The organism is Nocardia harenae NBRC 108248, assembly GCF_001612885.1.
In the GTDB taxonomy this organism is placed as follows: Bacteria; Actinomycetota; Actinomycetes; order Mycobacteriales; family Mycobacteriaceae; genus Nocardia; species Nocardia harenae.
Window position 1 is genome coordinate 873,358 of record NZ_BDBH01000004.1, and the last position, 17,779, is coordinate 891,136.

The window sequence follows — 17,779 nt, forward strand, 5'->3', positions numbered from 1 at the left end:
GATGCTGGGACACACTGTACCCGTTATTCACAGTTACAGAAGAACGAAAGGAACCCGATGGCCGCCTACCGGTCCGTGTGGATGGACGACGACCTGGACGCGCTGCGCTCGCTGGCGCGCGCGTTCTACGACAGGGAGGTCGCGCCGAACATCGACAAGTACCTCGCGCAGCACCACGTCGACCGCGAGCTCTGGAACAAGGCCGGTGAGCTGGGGCTGCTGTGCCTCTCCATCCCGGAGGAGTACGGCGGCGGGGGCGGCACCTTCGCGCACGAGGCCGTGATGATCGAGGAGCAGGCCCGGGTCGTCGACACCGCGTGGGGCGCCAGCCTGCACAACGGCATCGTGGCGCACTACCTGCTGCACTACGGCACCGAGGAGCAGAAGAAGCACTGGCTGCCCCGGATGGCCAGCGGCGAGGTGGTCGGCGCCATCGCCATGACCGAGCCGGGCACCGGCTCGGACCTGCAGAACGTCAAGACCAAGGCGCTGCGCGACGGCGACGACTACGTCATCAACGGCTCCAAGACCTTCATCACCAACGGCTCGCAGGCCGACCTGATCATCGTGGTCGCCAAGACCGACGTCAGCCAGGGCGCGGCAGGCATCAGCCTGGTGCTGGTGGAGGCGGACCGGGCCGGGTTCCGGCGCGGGCGGGTGCTGGACAAGATCGGGCAGAAGGGCCAGGACACCTCGGAGCTGTTCTTCGACGACGTCCGGGTGCCGGTCGCGAACCTGCTCGGCGCGGCCGAGGGCCAGGGCTTCGTGCAGCTCATGCAGCAGCTGCCGCAGGAGCGGCTGATCATCGCGGTCGGCGCGGTGGCGGGCATGGAGACGGCGCTGGAGCACACGCTGCGCTACGTCAAGGAGCGCGAGGCGTTCGGGCGGCCGGTCTTCGGCTTCCAGAACACCAAGTTCAAGCTGGCCGAGGTGGCGACCGAGGCGCGGGTGGCCCGGGTCTTCACCGACGACTGTGTGGCCAGGCACATCGCGGGCGAGCTGGACATCCCGACCGTGGCCATGGCCAAATGGTGGACCACCGAGCGCGCGCTCGCGGTGGCCAGTGAGTGCCTGCAGCTCTTCGGCGGCTACGGCTACATGACCGAGTACCCGATCTCCCGCATGTGGGCCGACAGCCGGGTGCAGATGATCTACGCGGGCACCAACGAGATCATGAAGGAGATCATCGCGCGATCGCTCTGACATCGCAGTTCAGGAGCGGGCGGTCCGGCGCGAAGATCGCCCGGTTCGGTATCCCCGCCCGCGGCGGGCGAGTACATTTCAGGCCGCAACCCATCCGAGCACCGAGGCATGTCGAACGCCAGTCATGCGGACAGGGACACGACCATGACCAATGAACCGGCGTTCGCGCCGATTCGGCTGCACAGCGCCGCCACCGGGGACCAGGATCCGGCGTGCCCCGCCGACCAGGAGGGCCGCGCGGCGACCGTCGCGCAGAACCGGCAGCTCATCGCCCTGCTCGCCGCCGTCGCGGCCGGTGACCGGGATGCCTTCACCGACTTCTACCGGCACACCAGCCACCGGGTGTTCGGGCTCGCCGTGCGGGTGCTGCGCAGCCACGCCGCCGCCGAAGAGGTCACCCAGGAGGTTTACCTGCAGGCCTGGTCGATGGCGGCGCGCTACGACGAGAGCAAGGCGAGCCCGATCGGCTGGCTCATGATGCTCACCCACCGCCGGGCGGTGGACCGGGTGCGCACCGAGCAGAACGCCGCCAGCCGGGACTCGGTCTACGGCCACGCCCACCTGGGCCGCGCGCACGACACCGTGGCCGAGGAGGTCGGGCAGAAGCTCGACGAGCAGGCGGTGCTGCGCTGCCTGGGGACGCTCACCGCCACCCAGCGCGAGGCGGTCGGGCTGGCGTACTACACCGGCCGCACCTACCGCGAGGTCGCCGACCACCTCGCGGTCCCGCTGCCCACGCTCAAGAGCCGGATCCGGGACGGGTTGAAACGGCTGGAGAACTGCTTGACCGGAAAGACCAGCGATGCCTGACACCGACCACGACGAGGCCGACCTGCTCGACCTCGCCCCCCTCTACGCCATCGACGCCGTCGACGCGCGCGAGCGCACCGCGATCGAGGAGCGGGTCGCCCGCGCCGACGCGGCGCTCGCCGCCGAGTTCACCGACGCGGTCGGCCGCACCCACGACGTGCTCGCCGAGCTCTCCGCGGTCGACGCCGTCGCGCCGCCGCCGGAGCTGGAGGGGCGGCTGCTGGCCGCGCTCGACCGGCTGCAGGCCGACGGTGTGCGCGAACTCCGCAGCGCGCGGCGGTTCTCCGGGAAGCAGCTGGGGTGGCTGGCCACGGCGGCCGCGGTGCTGGTGGCCGCGGTGGTCGGCGGCGCGGTGCTGGCGGGCCGGGATTCCGGGGCGCCGGACACCGGGATCACCGCGGCCGCGGTGCTGGAGCAGCCGGACGCGCGCGCCGCCACGGTGGCGGTGCCGAGCGGTGGCTCCCTCACGGTCAACTCGTCCAGCTCGCTCGGGGCGGCGGCGATCTCCTTCGCCGCCATGCCCGAGCTGCCCGCCGACCGCGACTACCAGCTCTGGATCATCCACCCCGGCGGCGAGCCGCTGCCGGACGCGGTGGTGCCGGGCTCCGGCGAGGTCATCGCCCGGTACTCGGCCGCGGACACCATCGCCGTCACGGTGGAGCCCGCGGGTGGCTCGCAGGCGCCGAGCGGGAGCCCGATCGCGGCCATGGTCATGGACTGACCCGTCCGCGCACGGCGCGGGAACGAACTCCTCCGGCATTCGAGACGATCTGGAGGGCGCGATGACCGCGACCGAGCAGCACACCCCAGGCCGGGCCGCGGCCGCGCTCTCCGGAGTGCTCGCCGCGGCATCGGTGCTCGGGGTCGGGCACCTGGTGGCGGCGGTGGTCGAGCCGGCGGCCTCGCCGTTCCTCGCCACCGGGGCCGCGATGGTGGATCGGACGCCGCGGGCGTTGAAGGATTTCGCGATCCGCGAGTTCGGGAGCAGTGACAAGCTGGTGCTCTTCGCGAGCATGGCGGTGGTTATGGTCGTGCTCGCCACCGTGGCCGGGCTCCTGGAGCGGAGGTTCCGGTACGCGGGGTGCGGGCTGCTCGTTGCGCTCGGGCTGGTCGTGGTCGGGGCCGCCCTGCAAAGGCCCGGCGCGACAGCGCTTTTCGCGCTGCCCGCGGTACTCGGGGTGCTGGCGGGAGTGCTCGCCCTTCGCCTTCTGCTGCGCGCGGCGGGCGGTGGGAGCGCGCACAGTGCGGCGTCGGCGGGCGGCAGTGGCGCTACCGCGAGGGGCAACGCCACCCGGACCCGGGCGGACGGCACGGACGCCGCCACGGAGGCGGGCGGCGAAACCGACGCCACGCAGCCGGTACCGATCGGCTCCGGGCGGGCGCCGGGCGATCCCGCACCCGCCGGGAAGCATTCGCGGCGCGGGTTTCTGGGGATCGCCGCGGGGGTCGGAGCCCTGGCCGTCGCGACCTATGCCGCCGGGCAGTACATCGGGCGCGCACTGCGCGATGTGGCCGCGGACCGGGCGGGGTTCGTCCTCCCCCGGCCCGCCCGCCCGGCACCGCCGATCGCGCCCGACGTCACCCTCCCGGTCCCGGGCATCTCCCCGTTCACCACGTCGAACGGCGACTTCTACCGCGTGGACACCGCGCTGCAACTCCCGGCGCTCACCTCGGCGGACTGGCGGCTGCGCATCCACGGCATGGTCGACCGCGAGGTCGAGTACACCATCGACGACCTGCGCGAGCGCGCCGCCGCCGAATCCACCTTCACCCTCACCTGCGTCTCCAATGAGGTCGGCGGCGACCTGCTCGGCACCGCGACCTGGACCGGCTACCGCCTCGCCGACCTGCTCGCCGAGGCGGGCCCGCGCGGTGAGGCCGACATGGTGCTCTCCACCAGCGTCGACGGCTTCACCGCCAGTACCCCGCTGGCCGCGCTCACCGACGGCCGCGACGCCCTGCTCGCCGTCGGCATGAACGGCGAGCCGCTGCCGGTGGCGCACGGCTACCCCGCGCGCATGGTGGTGCCGGGGCTGTACGGCTACGTCTCCGCCACCAAGTGGGTGGTCGACCTGGAGCTCACCCGCTTCGACCGCGCCACGGCCTACTGGACCGACCGCGGCTGGGCCGCCGAGGCCCCGATCAAGACCTCGTCCCGGATCGATGTCCCGGCCTCCTTCGCCACCGTCGACGCGGGGCGGGTGACGGTCGGCGGCGTCGCCTGGGCGCAGCAGCACGGCATCGACCGGGTCGAGGTGCAGGTGGACAGCGGGCCGTGGCAGCGGGCCGAGCTGGCGGCCGAGTACTCCGTCGACACCTGGCGGCAGTGGCGCTGGGAGTGGGACGCCGCGCCCGGCGCGCACACCCTGCGGGTGCGCGCCACCGACCGCACCGGCGCCACCCAGACCGACGCCCGCGCCCGCCCCTTCCCGGACGGCTCCACCGGCTGGCACAGCCGGGTGGTCACGGTGCGGTGAGCGCGCCCCCGAGCGGCCGGGTGGCGGTGGCGGCGAGCTCCTCGTGCTCGTCGTTGATCAGGTGGTAGGCGGAGGCGAGGTCGTCCAGCGCGGCGCGCCAGAGCATCTCGGTCGCGGCGCCGAGCGGGTGCCTGCTCAGCTGCACCAGCACGGACGCGGCGTCGGCGGCCCGCGCGGCGGCGTCGAGCAGGACCGGGACGGGCTCGGCGGCGGGGTGGGCGGCGAGCACCTCGATGCGGTTGCTGAGCTGACGCGCGTCGAACCGGGCGCGCTCAACGGTCACCTCGGCGGCGGGCGGGAGCTCGGCCGCGGCGGCGCTCCAGCGGCGTTCCCGCTGCTCGGGGTCGGCGGCGGTGCCGATCACCCGGCGCACCTCGTCGCCGAGTACCCGGTGTACCAGACCGGCCAGTTTCGCCTGCTCCACACCGTGATCCGGATCCACCGGGCGCAGCACCCCCGGCTCGTCGGGCTGCACGTTCAGGACGGCGAGCACCGCCCGCAACTGAGCCATCGTGACCATGAATCCCGCCTTTCCCGGCACACCCGCTCGATAGCGGAATAGTAGCTATTCTGCGGACGGCGCGGGGGCGGCGCGGCGAACCGGGTGCGCGCCGACCATCCCGAGCAGACCATCCAACTGGAATTCGAAGAGCTCCGCGCGGTCGGCGAAGGTCTGCGCCCCGTACATGTCGAAGACGTCGGCGCTCACCGCGCCGATCAGCCCGGCGTACAGCGCGGTGCCGCGGGCGACGAGCCAGTCCGGCAGCGGCAGCCCGAACTCGGCGCGGATGGCCGCGAAGTCGGCGTGCAGCGCGGGCGAGGCGGCGGGCACCCCGGCGGGTTCGGTGAGCGCGCCCGCCGCGTGCGCCGCGGCGAGCAGCCGCATCATGGCGACGATGAGCCGGGTGCCGGACTGCACGGTCTGCTCGGCGGGCGCGTGGTAGCCGGGCACCGGGGTGCCGAAGAGCAGGCCGTAGCGCGCGGGTTCGGCGAGCGCCCAGCCGCGCAGGGTGCGGCCGAGCACGCGCAGCGCGGGCACCGGGCCGCCGGGCTCGGCGGCGAGCGCGGCGTCGACGGCGTCGCCGAGCGCGGTGTAGCCGTCGACGAGCAGCATGGTGAGCAGCTCGTCGCGGCTGCGCACGTACCGGTAGACGGCGGAGGAGACCACGCCGAGGTCGCGGGCTACGGCGCGCAGCGAGAGCGCGGCGGCGCCCTCCGCGGCCAGGTGCCTGCGCGAGATCTCCAGGATGTCGGTCATGGTCTGCGCCCTGGCGCGGTCGCGGGGTGTGGCCATCATGCCAGCTTGGCCGCGGGGAGAGAGCAGTGTCAACTCCGGTGAGCACCGCACTCGGATCCCCGTGCCCTCCGTCCGATGCCGCACCGAGACCGTCGACCGGGAGGCATCGCGCGCTCGACCCCCGAGCCGCCGCCGGTGGCCCGGTGACGCGCGGTTCCGGGCGGAAGGTGTAACCGAGAGTTTCGCGTAGAAGCTACCGGAGAGTAGTGTTGCCCCCGTCACTACTCGCCCGGATCGAGGAGCAGCTCATGGACCAGCGGACGACCGACTACGACGTGCTCATCGTCGGTTCGGGGTTCGGCGGCAGCGTGACCGCGCTCCGGCTGGTCGAGAAGGGGTACAAGGTCGCGGTGCTGGAGGCGGGCAGGCGCTTCGAGGACGACGAGCTGCCGAAGACCAGCTGGGACCTGCGCAAATTCCTGTGGGCGCCGAAGCTGGGCTGCTACGGCATCCAGCGCATCCACCCGCTGCGCAATGTGCTCATCCTCGGCGGCGCGGGCGTCGGCGGCGGCTCGCTCAACTACGCCAATACCCTCTACGTGCCGCCGGAGCCGTTCTTCCAGGACCCGCAGTGGCGCGAGATCACCGACTGGCGCGACGAACTGACCCCGTACTACGAGCGGGCCAAGCGGATGCTGGGCGTGGTGCAGAACCCGCACATGACCCCGGCGGACGAGATCTTCAAGCAGGTCGCCGATGACATGGGCGTCGGCGACACCTTCGTGCAGACCCCCGTCGGCGTGTTCTTCGGCGAACCCGGCGCGACGGTGCCCGACCCGTACTTCGGCGGCGCGGGCCCGGCGCGCACCGGCTGCCTGGAGTGCGGCGACTGCATGGTGGGCTGCAAGCACGGCGCGAAGAACACCCTCGTCAAGAACTATCTGTACCTCGCGGAAAAGGCCGGGGCCGAGGTGATCCCGCTGACCACGGTGACCGGGCTGCGCCCGCACACCGACGGCACCTGGGACGTCACCACCGAGCGCACCGGCGCCTGGCTGCGCAAGCGGCCGCACACCTACTCCGCCAAGCAGGTGGTGCTGGCCGCGGGCACGCTCGGCACCCAGCGGCTGCTGCACGCCATGCGCGACACCGGCGCGCTGCCCGAGCTCTCCCCGCGCGTCGGCGAGCTGACCCGCACCAACTCCGAGTCCATCGTCGGGGCGGCCACCCGCAAGGTGGACCCGAACCTGGACCTCACCCGCGGCGTCGCCATCACCTCCTCCATCCACCCGACCCCGGACACGCACATCGAGCCGGTGCGCTACGGCCGCGGCTCGAACTCCATGGGGCTGCTGCAGACGCTCATGGTGGACGGCGGCGGCCGGGTGCCGCGCTGGCTGCGCTTCCTCGGCGTCGCGCTGCTGCACCCGCTCACCCTGCTCGGCTTCCTGAGCGTGCGGAACTGGAGCGAGCGCACCATCATCTCGCTGGTCATGCAGCACCTGGACAACTCCATCACCACCTACACCACGCGCGGGCTCTTCGGCCGCAAGCTCACCAGCAGGCAGGGGCACGGCGAGCCGAACCCGACCTGGATTCCGGCGGGCAACGACGTCACCCGGCGGGTCGCGGAGAAGATCGGCGGTGTGGCGGGCGGCACCTGGGGCGAGGTCTTCAATATCCCGCTCACCGCGCACTTCCTCGGCGGCGCGCCGATCGGCGCGGACCGCGAGCACGGGGTGATCGACGCCTACCACCGGGTCTTCGGCTACCCCACGCTGAGCGTGGTCGACGGCGCCGCCGTCTCCGCCAACCTCGGCGTGAACCCCTCGCTCACCATCACCGCGCAGGCCGAGCGGGCCGCCGCCTACTGGCCGAACAACGGCGAGGCGGACCCGCGGCCGCCGCAGAGCGAGAAGTACCGCCAGGTCGCGCCGGTCGCGCCGGAGCACCCCGTTGTCCCCGCGCACTCCCCCGCCGCACTGGTGCTGCCCATCGTGCGCATCACCGCCGGGCAGCCGAGCACGCCCGCGGTGAGCTGACCGCACGCCGCACCCTGATCGGCTCCCGGACAGCTCGGTTCGCCTCGAACGCGCGTTTCGCGGGTCCGGCCCGCGGATTCCTCGTAGATTGACGGATATCCCCACACCGGCGCCGATCGGAGCTGCAACTGTGTCAACGGATGAAATCGACGCCGACTACGTGATCGTCGGGGCGGGCTCGGCGGGGGCGGTGCTGGCGAATCGGCTCAGCGCAGACGCGAGCACCCAGGTGGTGCTGCTGGAGGCCGGGCCCGCGGACAAGAACCGGTTCGCGCACATCCCGGCCGCGTTCGCCAAGCTCTTCCGCAGCGAGGTGGACTGGGACTACCTGACCGAGCCGCAGCCGCAGCTCGGCGATCGGCAGATCTACTGGCCGCGCGGCAAGATGCTGGGCGGCTCCTCGTCCATGAACGCCATGATGTGGGTGCGCGGGTTCCGCGCCGACTACGACGAGTGGGCGCTGCTCGCGGGCAGTGAGTGGGGGTTCCAGGCCGCGGTCGAGCAGTTCCGCCGGATCGAGACCGTCGAGGGCGCCGAGTTCCCGGACGAGGGCACCACCGGCCCGCTGCACATCCAGCGCCAGCGCAGCCCGCGCGGGCTCACCGCCGCGTACCTGGCCGGGGTGCGGGAGGCCGGGTACCCGGTAGAGCCGGCGAACCGGCCGGAGCCGGAGGGCTTCTCGCAGACCATGGTGACCCAGCGCGCCGGCCGCCGCTGGAGCACCGCCGACGGGTACCTGCGCCCGGCGCTGCGCCGACCCAACCTGCGGGTGCGCACCGAGGCACAGGCCACGCGGGTGCTCTTCGACGGCACCCGCGCGGTCGGCGTCGAGTACCGGCAGAAGGGCGCGACGAAGGTGGTGCGGGCGCGGCGCGAGGTGGTGCTCAGCGGCGGCGCGATCAACAGCCCGCAGTTGCTCCTGCTCTCCGGGATCGGCGACGCCGATCAGCTCGCGGCGCACGGCATTCCGGTGGTCCGGCACGCGCCGGAGGTCGGCGCGGGGCTGCAGGACCATCTGGTGGCCGCGCTCGGCTACGGGGTGCGCGGGGATTCGCTCTTCGCCGCCGAGAAGCCGCGTGAGCTGCTCGCCTACCTGCTGCGGCACCGTGGCATGCTCACCTCCAACGTCGGCGAGGCGTACGGCTTCGTGCGCAGCCGCGGCGATCTGGAGCAGCCGGATCTGGAGCTGATCTTCGCCCCCGCGCCCTTCTTCCACGAAGGGCTGCGCGAACCCGAGGAGCACGGCGTGGTGCTGGCGACGGTGCTGCTGCGCCCGTTCAGCCGCGGCGCCGTCACCCTGGCCTCCGCCGACCCGCTGGCCAAGCCGCTCATCGACCCCCGCTACCTGACCGACAGCGACGGCGCCGACCGCGCCGCCGTGCTGGCCGGGCTGCGCGCCTGCGCCGAGATCGCGCAGACCCCGGCCATGAAGGCGGTGCTCGGCGACCTCATCTACCCGCCCGAGGCGCCCGAGGACCTGGCGGCAGCGATGGAGCTGACCCTCGAGCAGTACTCGCACACGCTCTACCACCCGGTCGGCACCTGCCGGATGGGCACCGACGCGGCCAGCGTCGTCACCCCGCGGCTGGAGGTGCGCGGGGTGCAGGGGCTGCGGGTGGCCGACGCCTCGGTGATGCCGCTGCTGGTGCGCGGGCACACGCACGCACCCGCCGTGTTCATCGGCGAGCAGGCGGCGACCTTCCTGCAGAGCGCCTGAACCGCGATGCCGGGCAGGCCGTGGATCGGCGGTTCCTTGCTCCGACCGGTGGATTCCGCTCTTCCTGGTGGCGCGGCGCGGGCGGTGTGGGACTGGGTGGGTGCGCTCACGGCACCGCGGTGACCAGGGCGGCGACCGCCGCCGCGAGGTAGGGCAGCGGGTAGCCGATATCGCGGTAGGCGCGGGCCAGGAGCACGGTGGCAGTGGCGCCGAGGAAGTAGAGGACCAGGCCGAGCGCGGCGGCGGCGCCGACGGCGGGGATCGCGAACCCCGCGAGCAGCCCGGCGGCGCCGAGCGCCTTCACCCCGCCGAGCCAGGGCAGGGCCCGATCCGGGACGCCGTAGCGGCGCATGTTCCCGCGCACCCAGTCGGCGCGGACGACATCGATGAGGGCGGCGAGCGCGGCGAGGGCGGCGGCGAGCAGGGTGGTGACGATACGGGCGGTGGACACGGGTCTCCTTCGGGGCATCGGCGGCGTCGTATTCGTGACGCCCGACCGCGACGAAAGGTGACCGGTGCACACTGCGGAGGCTCTCTTCCTGGCCGAACGGCCCCGGCTGCTGGCGCTCGGCTTCCGGATGCTCGGCTCCGCGGCCGATGCCGAGGACGTCGTGCAGGAGGCGTGGCTACGGCTGCGCGGTGCCGCCGCGCCGGACAATCCGGCGGCCTGGCTCACCACCGTCACCACCCGCCTCTGCCTGGACCAGCTGCGGGCCAGGGCGCGGCGGCCGGAGCAGCTCGGCACGTTCACCCCCGAGGTGGCGGGCGGGGTGGATCCGGTGGCGGAGACGGTGCTGGTCGAGGAGGTGGGGCGGGCACTGCTGGTGCTGCTGGACCGGCTGGGGCCGGAGGAGCGGGTGGCCTTCGTACTGCACGACCTGTTCGCGGTGCCGTTCGCCGAGATCGCGCCCATGGTGCGGCGGACGCCTGCCACCGCCAAGAAGCTGGCGAGCCGGGCCAGGGGGAAGGTGCGCGGGGCGGGGGCGCCCGATGGCGGGGATCGGGCGGTGGCGGAGCGGTTCCTGGCGGCGGCGCGGAGCGGGGACATCGGGGGCCTGCTCGCCGTCCTCGCGCCCGACGTGGTGCGCACCGCCGACCCGGCGGCGCTGCCCGCGGGCGCGGCGCCGGTGCTGCGCGGCGCGAGCGCGGTCGTCCGGGAGACCGTGCTGCTGCGCGCCCGCGCCCGCTACGCTGCGGTGCTCCTGATCGACGGCGCCGCGGGTCTCGTCGTGGCACCCGGCGGGGTGGCGCGCGCGGCGCTGAGGCTCCGCGTGCGCGACGACCGGATCGCGGCGTACGAGGTGATCGCCGACCCGCGGCGCCTGGCGCGTCTCCCGCTCGCACTGCCCGGCTCGCCGGAGCGGCCGAGCGCGGAACCGAACTCGGCCGACCGGTCGCCGGGGCGAGCGGAACCGGCGGAAGGACCGTGCGAGCACCGCGCGACGACAGCCAGGCAATTCGGGTGCTGAGTGCCGCGGCGCGCGCTCAGCGCGCCGGGACGCGGGCGAAGCCGAGCGGCGGGGTGGGGTACGGATTGCTCCGCAGCACGGGCCGGAAATCGGCGAGTGCGGGCAATACGTCGGTGTTACGCGCGGCGTAGCAACGAACCAGCGGCAGCCGCCCCGCCACCTCGGCGCGCTCCACCGGCTCGGGGTCGACGAAGCCGATCACGTCCAGCCCGACGCCGAGTGTGCGGGCGATCCGCAGCACCGCACCCGACTTGCGCCCCCACCCCACCTCCACGGCGGAGAAGTACTCGAGCACGCCGTGCCCGGCGAGCGCCGCCACGGTGCGTTCGCGGTGGCCGCGACCCGCGACGGCGTGCAGCACACCGCGGTCGTGGAGCAGCCGCAGGGTGCGCAGCGCGGCGGGGCGCAGGGCGCCGCCGGAGCCATCGCTGACGGCGCCGTTCCACAGCGTGTGGTCCGGTTCCCACACCAGGCAGTGCAGAGCCGGTCTCATCCGCCCGCTCCCATCGCTCGTCGCCGCGCGGATCACGCGATCGCGCCCTCACCTTCCTCGTCGCGACTCGAACCGGGCAAGCCCCCGGTTTCCGGTGCTGACGAGCCGGGACGAACTCTACAATCCGCGATCACGGCGTTCGGTCGTTCGGTGCCGACCGAACCGGACGTGATACGACCCACACCCTGTTTCGGCTACTCTTTGCGGACCCGCTGTGATCGGTCACAGCGATATTTCAAGCGATGACGCTGGGATTCACAGAAGCACGGGATTCGTTCCCCGGACAGCGTGCTCCGATTACTGTGATCAACCTGCACAGCTAGTAAAACCGGGGGCAGAAGGAGTCGCCTATGTCCGTCGACAGTTCGACCCGAGCGGGGCTGACCCTGTCGGGCAAGCCGATGTCGTCGTCCCTGCAGGATGTACGGTCGCTGTCCCGTCAGATGGTGGGGCACTTCGTCGCGAACGTGGTGCCCTGCGGAACCCTACCCGGCGACGCCATCTCCGGCGATGTCACCACGATCACCCGAGTCTGCCTCGAGTTCGCGGTGAGCATGCTCGACGGCAAGGACATTCCGGAGAAGCTGCAGCGGCTGCAGGACGCGGCCGCGGGGTGGGCGCGCGAGGGCGTGCCCATCGACACCATCCACCACTCCATCCACGAGGGCTTCAAGATGGGGCTGGACCTGGTGGTCTCGCAGGCCAGCACCAAGGATTACGACAACCTGGTCGACGGCGCCAAGACCGTGGTCGAGATGCTCGACATGATCACCACCACCATTTCCATGGCCTACGTGCGCGAGCTGCGCTCGGTGGTGAGCGAGCACCACACCGCGGTGCACACGCTCACCTCCGCGCTGCTCGGCGGGCACAGCACCTCCACCATGGCCCGCGAGTGCGGCATCGCCATCGCGACCTCCTACGCGGTGCTCGCGGTCGCCATCCCGCCGCACCGGGACGAGGCCAACCCGACCCTGGACGGCCTGGTGGTGGCGCGGCGCAAGCTGCGCCGGGTGCAGGCCGAGCTGGCCACCCGCTGCGGGGAGACGGCGCTCTCGCTGCTCAGCGTGGACGGCGGCACCGTGCTCATCCCGGCCGACCGCTTCGACCGCGACGGCTTCGACGCCCTGGTGGAGCAGCTGTCGCGGGCGGCGCAGGTCGGCATCACCGCGACCGTGGTCGAGGCGACCCCGGAGCAGATCCCGGACGCCGCCGACCAGTCGCACGAACTGCTCGACATGGTGCAGCGGCTGCAGGCCGTGGCCGGGCTCTACCGCTTCGACGAGCTGGCGCTGGAGTACCAGCTCACCCGCCCCGGCCCGGGCCGGGAGTACCTCGGCTCGCTGCTCGACCCGCTGGACGAGCACCCGGAGCTGCTGGAGACGCTGCAGCGGCACATCGCCAACAACCTGAACCGGCAGCGCACCGCACGCGTCCTGCACGTGCACACCAATACGGTGGACTACCGGCTCAAGCGGATCGGCCAGCTCACCGGCTTCGACCCGTCGCAGCCGTCCGGGCTGTGGTACCTGCGCTCGGCCCTGGTCGCGCGGACCTACCGCGCCTCCTGACCCACTCCCGGCGACGGCCCCCGGCAGCCCGCCGGGGGCCGTCGCCGTTCACGGCCTGCGGATCATGGTCCAGAAGCGCGGCATCCCGTCGGGCTGGTGGGTGCCGGCGACGTCGAAGCCGTGCCGCTCGTAGAACGGCACGTTCGCCTCGTTCACCGTCTCCAGGTAGACGGGGTGGGCCGACTCGGCGAGCACCGGGTCGATGAGCGCGCTCGCGTGCCCCCTGCCCTGCTCGTCCGGGTCGACGCCGAGGATGAACAGGTGCAGGAAGGGCTGCTCGAGCACCGCGCGCTGGGCCCGCTCCAGCTCGGCGGTGAAGGCGCCGAAGCGGCGGAAGGCGCCGAGCCCGAGCCGCACCGGGGCGGCCAGGAATCCGGCGCCCGCCAGCTCGCGCAGGCCGAGCTCGCGCCCGGGCAGCAGCCAGATGGCCGCGCCCGCGCCCGGTCACTCGTCGAGCCTGCCGTACTTGGCGCCGAGCCGGGCGGCGGCGCCGAAGAACCACGGCAGCACCGCGGCCCGGCGGGCCGGGTCGGGCTGGATGTAGGTGAACATGGGGTCGTCGTGGAAGGCGCGGGCCAAGATCCTGCCGGGTCCGGTCATGCCGGGATCGTAGAGCGCCGCGCCGCTCCCGGCAGCCGATTTCCGGCCGGGTCCAGCGCTGCGCGCCGAGCCCGTCAGCCGCTGCCGCGGGTTGACCGCGCGCTGACGCTACGACCCGGGACGCCCGGTTCCACTCCGTTCCCGGAAGTTCGTGGACGAGCGACGAATAACGGTTCAGCGCTCCGGTGACGAACCACGGAATGGCCGCCGACGAGGTCACGTGGTGTCGCCCCAAACGGCGAGGCACGTTTCGGTGACATCTCCAGACAATGCCCGGCGACGGCCGCCACCCGGACCCGTGGATTGATCATGTGGGAATCGGTCCACGAATTCGGGGAACGGCGACAGGAGTTCGAATGCGCAGCACCGCAACCAGGGAGATCCCCGTGCCGGTGCACCGGGTCGACGGGCACCGGTATCGGGCGACGGCGCAGGTCGAGGTGACCGCGGCGGCCGTCCGGGAATTCGCCCGCGCGGTCCGCGACGTCCATCCGGCGCACTCCAGCGCGGCCGCGGCCGCCGAACTCGGGTACCCGGCGCTCATCGCCCCGCCCACCTGGAGTTCGATCGTGCTCGGGCGGGTGCAGCGGGAAATCCTGGATATCGTCGGCTCCGGTTCGGGGCGCGCCCGCATTCTGCACGCCGACCAGGTGATCGATATCGGGCGGCCGCTCTTCGCCGGCGACCTGCTCGGCTGCGATATCTACTTCGAATCGTTCCGGCAGTTCGCCGACTACGACGTCATGGCGATTCGCAGCGCGCTCATCGCCGCCGACGGCACCGTGGTGCAGACCGGCTCCGCCGCCCTGCTCGCCCGCACCGGGGAACGGGAGTCGGTGCTCGGCGAGGTCGCGCGCCGCATCACCGAGCGCGGCTACGCCCGCGTCGACGGGCCCGCCCGTGAGGCCCCGCTCCCCGCGCGCACCGATCGCGCCCCGCGCCCGGCCGTGCGCTTCGACGAACTGGCGCCCGGTGCCGAACTCCCGCCCGGCTCACTGCTGCTCGCCCACGAGGACCTGGCCCGCTTCGCCGCCGCCACCGGCGAACCGGCCCGCCCCGACGCGGGCGGCACCGCCCCCGGCATGCTGCAGCTCGGGCTCGCCTCCGGCTACGTCAGCAACTGGCTCGGCGACCCCGGCGCCGTCACCCGGATCCGCGCCCAATTCGGCAGTTTCACCCACTACCTCCGCATCCCCGCCGCCGGCGCGGTCGCGGTCACGCTGCGCGGCCGGGTCGACCAGCTCGACCCGCGCACCCGCCGCGCCACCCTCGCCCTCGACCTCCGCTCCGGCGGGCGCCCGCTCTTCGGCTACGCCGCTGCCGAGATCCGCTTCCCCTGACCCCGCTCGGCGGCGATCCGACGCACCGGTCGCGGCGCCGAGATCAGGAGGGCCCGGTCAGCTCGAGCGCGGGCGCCAGCGCGGCCCACGTGCGGGGCAGCTGCGCGGCGAAATCGGGCCAGGTGTGCATGCCGTCCGCCGCGTACTCCACCGTGGCGGGGATCCCGAGTTGCGCCAACCGCGCGGCGAAAAGCTCGGTGCAGGCGCGGGATCCGGCCTCCAGAGCCGCCCCGCCCCCGGCCTCGGCCAGCGCCTCCGGCACCGAAGGCGACTGCGCGATGGCGACGAGATCGGCGGGGGTCGGCAGCCCCGGCGACGCCGAGAGATACACAACGGTGCCGCGCAACGCCTCCGCGCCGAGCACGCTGTCGTGCGCGGTCCACTCCGGCGAGCCGGGCGGCCCCCACAGGTTCTGCACGTCGCCCCCGCGCGAGGCGACGGTGATCGTCGTGACCGCGCGGCCGAGCGGGTCGGCGGTCGAATAGCACCCGCTCATCCCGGCCACCGCCTGATACATCCCCGGATGCCGCTGCGCCAGCATGATCGCCGCCTGCGCCCCCATGGAGACCCCGGCGACCGCCCGCCGCCCGTCGGAGCGCAGCAGTGACTCCACGATCGGCGGCAACTCCTCGGTCAGGAAGGTCTCCCAGCGGTTCAATCCGAGCGCGGCATCGGTGCGCTCCCAGTCGCTGTACATGCTCCCGGTCCCACCGCCGGGCACGACCACGTCGACCGGCTTGTCCGCGAAGAACTCGGCGGCGCGCCCCTTGGTGAGCCACGCCGAGGTCGCGTCCCCGTCCACCCCGTCGAGCAGGTAGAGCACCGGCCGCGGCCCCGCCCCCGACCCGCGCAGCACATCCACCGAGATGATCCGTCGCATCCCCGCCGAGGCGATCCGCAGCGTCTCCCGCCCATCGCTCCGGAGGATCCGCTCGACCAACCCGGACCTGGTCATGGCGGGATCGATCGGCGGCGGCGTCGCCGGCGTGCCGGCGGGATCGGCCGGACCGAGCATCGGCGGCGCGGGCGGGGGCGGCGGCAGCGGATCCCCCGACGGCGCCGCCACCACCCCGGTCCCGGAGGCGATGGCGAGTGCGAGCGCCGCCGCGGCGGCGATGCCGAGCGGAATACGGCGGCGGGTGGCGCGGCTCATCGGGCCACCGCCGGCGGCAGCGCGGCGCGGGTGCGGCACAGGGCCTCCTGGTCATCGAGGTACGCACCGAGCCCGACCCGGGCCCGCTCCCCCGCCGGACCGAGTTCCCGGTCCTGAAAACGCCACCTGCGCAGCGTCGGAAGCACGCCGAAGGCGGTGCGGCGCAGATGATCCCGCAGCGCGCGCCCGGCCACCGGTTCGAGATCACGCGCGACGGCGAGGTCGGTCGGCATTACAGAAGCTCCTCACCGGCCCGGAAACGCCGGACCCAGCTGCCACGATAGGCAATGACGCTCAGGCCGAGCGACCGATCCGCGCGGCTTTGGACGAGGTGACGACTCCCCTGCGAGCCTGCTGGGGCCCGTCACAAGCCCTGCCGTCGGCGATATCCGGAATGGAATACAGCCCGGGCCCGCGGCCCGCTTCCCGGATGTCGTCGAGCATGTCGTGCGCCCGCGCCGCCAATTCCGGGATGCGCCCGGTGGCGCCCGCGGTGACGGCGGCGGTGAGCGGCACCTCGGCTGCCTCGCTGAGCACCGCGAGCGTCTCGGCGCGCATGGTCGCCGCGGTCATCGCGGCATCCGCGTCCAGCGGGACGAGGACGGTGCCGCCGTCGGCGCCGAGCAGCGCGAGCGCCCGCGAGCCGAAGGGGATGGCGAGCGCCGCCTGCACCCGGCGCAGCTTGCGTCTGGCCACCGAGGCGGCGCCGAAGCCGCGCTCCTCGTCCGGGTGCGGGGGGATGGCCAGCGCGATCACCTGATACGACTCGGCCACCCGGATCCCGCTCTGCCGCGCCATCCGGTGCACCCCGTGCCCGCCGAGCAGCGCGGCCACCAGGGTCTGCGCGGCGGTCTGGTGCTCGCGGGCCACCGCGCGGTGCTCGTCGGCGTAGGCCGCCGACGCCAGCACCGTCACCCGCTCCAGCGCGCGCAGCAGCAGCTCGGCGCCCTCGACCACCGGCAGCGCCTCCGGCCCCGACTCCGCGGCCAGCAGCTCCAGCCCGGCCCGCACGCCGTCGTGGCAGGCCTCGAGCACCGCCTCCAGCGCGACGCCCTCGCGCGCCCAGCGGGCCGCCGCCCCGCCCGGGTCGGTCGCGGCCACGGCCGCGGTGCTGCGCGGCCGCAGCGAACCGGCCGCCTCGGCGATCAGGGTGCGGGCGGCGTCGGCGACGTCACCGCCGGGCAGCCCCTGCCCGCGGGTGAGATGTTCGACGAGTTTCGATTCCAGGCTCGCCGCGCTGGTTCCGTGTGTGCCCACCATGACTACCGAAGGCTAGCGATCCGGAGCCGGAATGCACCCGCTCCGAACCGGTCTTGCGGGAAAATCATCAGCTCACCCCCCAGCGCTTGGGGGGAATCACAAGAAGATCACGGCGGCTCCGGGAAACATGGCCGAGGATACCCGCGGGAGCCCCTGGAATCCAACCGGTACCAGCGGTCCAGCGGGGTGACGACAATTCCGGAATGGCCTTACCGGGAATTGGATCCGGCCGGTCGGCATTCGCCGCATTGTTGCGGGAGCGCGGGGGAGACGCAGCGCCGGCCGCGCATTCCCGGCGCTGCGCCGCGCCAACGATAAACCCGCCGAACACCGGCCCCCGGTTTCGCCCGGCAATTCTGGAGACCGTCATGACGCGGCGCCGTCCACCACAGGGACCGTGCACAATG

18 protein-coding genes are annotated in these 17,779 nt (G+C 73.3%); 9 read left to right on the forward strand and 9 right to left on the reverse strand.

Going from position 1 to position 17,779, the window contains the following annotated elements; genetic code table 11:
• Positions 1-57: 57 nt before the first annotated feature.
• The 4 genes from NH2_RS10150 (at position 58) to NH2_RS10165 (ending at position 4,490) form a co-directional block, all read left to right on the forward strand.
• Positions 58-1,203, forward strand: coding sequence for an acyl-CoA dehydrogenase family protein (locus NH2_RS10150; protein WP_067651700.1), 1,146 nt, complete (start codon positions 58-60; stop codon positions 1,201-1,203).
• Positions 1,204-1,347: 144 nt separating this feature from the next.
• A complete protein-coding gene (gene sigK, locus NH2_RS10155) occupies positions 1,348-2,013 on the forward strand; it encodes an ECF RNA polymerase sigma factor SigK (RefSeq protein ID WP_067651703.1) in 666 nt (221 codons plus the stop codon).
• On the forward strand, positions 2,006-2,734 hold the full coding sequence (locus NH2_RS10160) for an anti-sigma factor (protein WP_067651707.1): 729 nt from the start codon (positions 2,006-2,008) through the stop codon (positions 2,732-2,734). The genes sigK and NH2_RS10160 overlap by 8 nt, the downstream gene beginning before the upstream one ends.
• Positions 2,735-2,795: 61 nt before the next feature.
• Entirely contained in the window at positions 2,796-4,490 is a 1,695-nt protein-coding gene (locus NH2_RS10165; protein WP_067651710.1) for a molybdopterin-dependent oxidoreductase, read from the forward strand.
• Here NH2_RS10165 and NH2_RS10170 read toward each other — a convergent pair.
• Together NH2_RS10170 and NH2_RS10175 are read right to left on the reverse strand one after the other, a co-directional pair.
• Positions 4,477-5,010: a hypothetical protein gene (locus NH2_RS10170; RefSeq protein ID WP_067651713.1), complete on the reverse strand. Its 534-nt coding sequence runs from the start codon at positions 5,008-5,010 to the stop codon at positions 4,477-4,479. The two genes, NH2_RS10165 and NH2_RS10170, sit on opposite strands and share 14 nt — an antisense overlap.
• A 45-nt stretch (positions 5,011-5,055) precedes the next feature.
• Positions 5,056-5,787, reverse strand: a complete 732-nt coding sequence (locus NH2_RS10175) for a TetR/AcrR family transcriptional regulator (RefSeq protein WP_067651716.1) — start codon at positions 5,785-5,787, stop codon at positions 5,056-5,058.
• Positions 5,788-6,035: 248 nt separating this feature from the next.
• Between NH2_RS10175 and NH2_RS10180 the strand changes: the two genes are divergently transcribed.
• Both NH2_RS10180 and NH2_RS10185 read left to right on the forward strand, forming a co-directional pair.
• The gene (locus NH2_RS10180; protein ID WP_067651720.1) at positions 6,036-7,769 is read left to right on the forward strand and encodes a GMC oxidoreductase; all 1,734 of its coding nucleotides are present in this window, start codon (positions 6,036-6,038) and stop codon (positions 7,767-7,769) included.
• A gap of 130 nt (positions 7,770-7,899) precedes the next feature.
• Entirely contained in the window at positions 7,900-9,486 is a 1,587-nt protein-coding gene (locus NH2_RS10185; RefSeq protein ID WP_067651723.1) for a GMC family oxidoreductase, read from the forward strand.
• Positions 9,487-9,592: 106 nt separating this feature from the next.
• Here NH2_RS10185 and NH2_RS10190 read toward each other — a convergent pair whose 3' ends face one another.
• A complete protein-coding gene (locus tag NH2_RS10190; protein ID WP_067651726.1) occupies positions 9,593-9,937 on the reverse strand; it encodes a DoxX family protein in 345 nt (114 codons plus the stop codon).
• Between the two features lie 64 nt (positions 9,938-10,001).
• On the opposite strand from NH2_RS10190, the gene NH2_RS10195 reads away from it, so the two are divergent.
• Positions 10,002-10,955, forward strand: coding sequence for a sigma-70 family RNA polymerase sigma factor (locus NH2_RS10195; RefSeq protein ID WP_067651728.1), 954 nt, complete (start codon positions 10,002-10,004; stop codon positions 10,953-10,955).
• Positions 10,956-10,971: 16 nt separating this feature from the next.
• Here NH2_RS10195 and NH2_RS10200 read toward each other — a convergent pair whose 3' ends face one another.
• Positions 10,972-11,448, reverse strand: coding sequence for an HAD family hydrolase (locus NH2_RS10200; protein WP_067651731.1), 477 nt, complete (start codon positions 11,446-11,448; stop codon positions 10,972-10,974).
• Positions 11,449-11,798: 350 nt separating this feature from the next.
• Between NH2_RS10200 and NH2_RS10205 the strand changes: the two genes are divergently transcribed.
• A complete protein-coding gene (locus NH2_RS10205; protein ID WP_067651734.1) occupies positions 11,799-13,019 on the forward strand; it encodes a PucR family transcriptional regulator in 1,221 nt (406 codons plus the stop codon).
• Positions 13,020-13,067: 48 nt separating this feature from the next.
• Here NH2_RS10205 and NH2_RS10210 read toward each other — a convergent pair whose 3' ends face one another.
• Together NH2_RS10210 and NH2_RS28675 are read right to left on the reverse strand one after the other, a co-directional pair.
• Complete coding sequence (locus NH2_RS10210; RefSeq protein WP_067651737.1) at positions 13,068-13,376, reverse strand: GNAT family N-acetyltransferase; 309 nt, start codon at positions 13,374-13,376, stop codon at positions 13,068-13,070.
• A gap of 87 nt (positions 13,377-13,463) precedes the next feature.
• Complete coding sequence (locus NH2_RS28675) at positions 13,464-13,619, reverse strand: hypothetical protein (protein WP_157103675.1); 156 nt, start codon at positions 13,617-13,619, stop codon at positions 13,464-13,466.
• A gap of 356 nt (positions 13,620-13,975) precedes the next feature.
• Here NH2_RS28675 and NH2_RS10215 point away from each other — a divergent pair, with 356 nt between their 5' ends.
• The gene (locus NH2_RS10215; protein WP_067651739.1) at positions 13,976-14,959 is read left to right on the forward strand and encodes an FAS1-like dehydratase domain-containing protein; all 984 of its coding nucleotides are present in this window, start codon (positions 13,976-13,978) and stop codon (positions 14,957-14,959) included.
• 43 nt (positions 14,960-15,002) lie between these two features.
• On the opposite strand, the gene NH2_RS10220 is transcribed toward NH2_RS10215, so the two are convergent.
• The 3 genes from NH2_RS10220 to NH2_RS10230 all read right to left on the reverse strand — a co-directional run bounded on the left by NH2_RS10220 (position 15,003) and on the right by NH2_RS10230 (position 17,372).
• Positions 15,003-16,112 carry an alpha/beta hydrolase gene (locus NH2_RS10220; RefSeq protein ID WP_245650497.1) on the reverse strand — a complete coding sequence of 370 codons (1,110 nt, stop codon included), beginning with the start codon at positions 16,110-16,112 and terminating at the stop codon, positions 15,003-15,005.
• Positions 16,109-16,345, reverse strand: coding sequence for a hypothetical protein (locus NH2_RS10225; protein WP_067651742.1), 237 nt, complete (start codon positions 16,343-16,345; stop codon positions 16,109-16,111). The genes NH2_RS10220 and NH2_RS10225 overlap by 4 nt, the downstream gene beginning before the upstream one ends.
• A gap of 61 nt (positions 16,346-16,406) precedes the next feature.
• Positions 16,407-17,372: an RsbRD N-terminal domain-containing protein gene (locus tag NH2_RS10230; protein WP_067651745.1), complete on the reverse strand. Its 966-nt coding sequence runs from the start codon at positions 17,370-17,372 to the stop codon at positions 16,407-16,409.
• Positions 17,373-17,779: the final 407 nt, after the last annotated feature.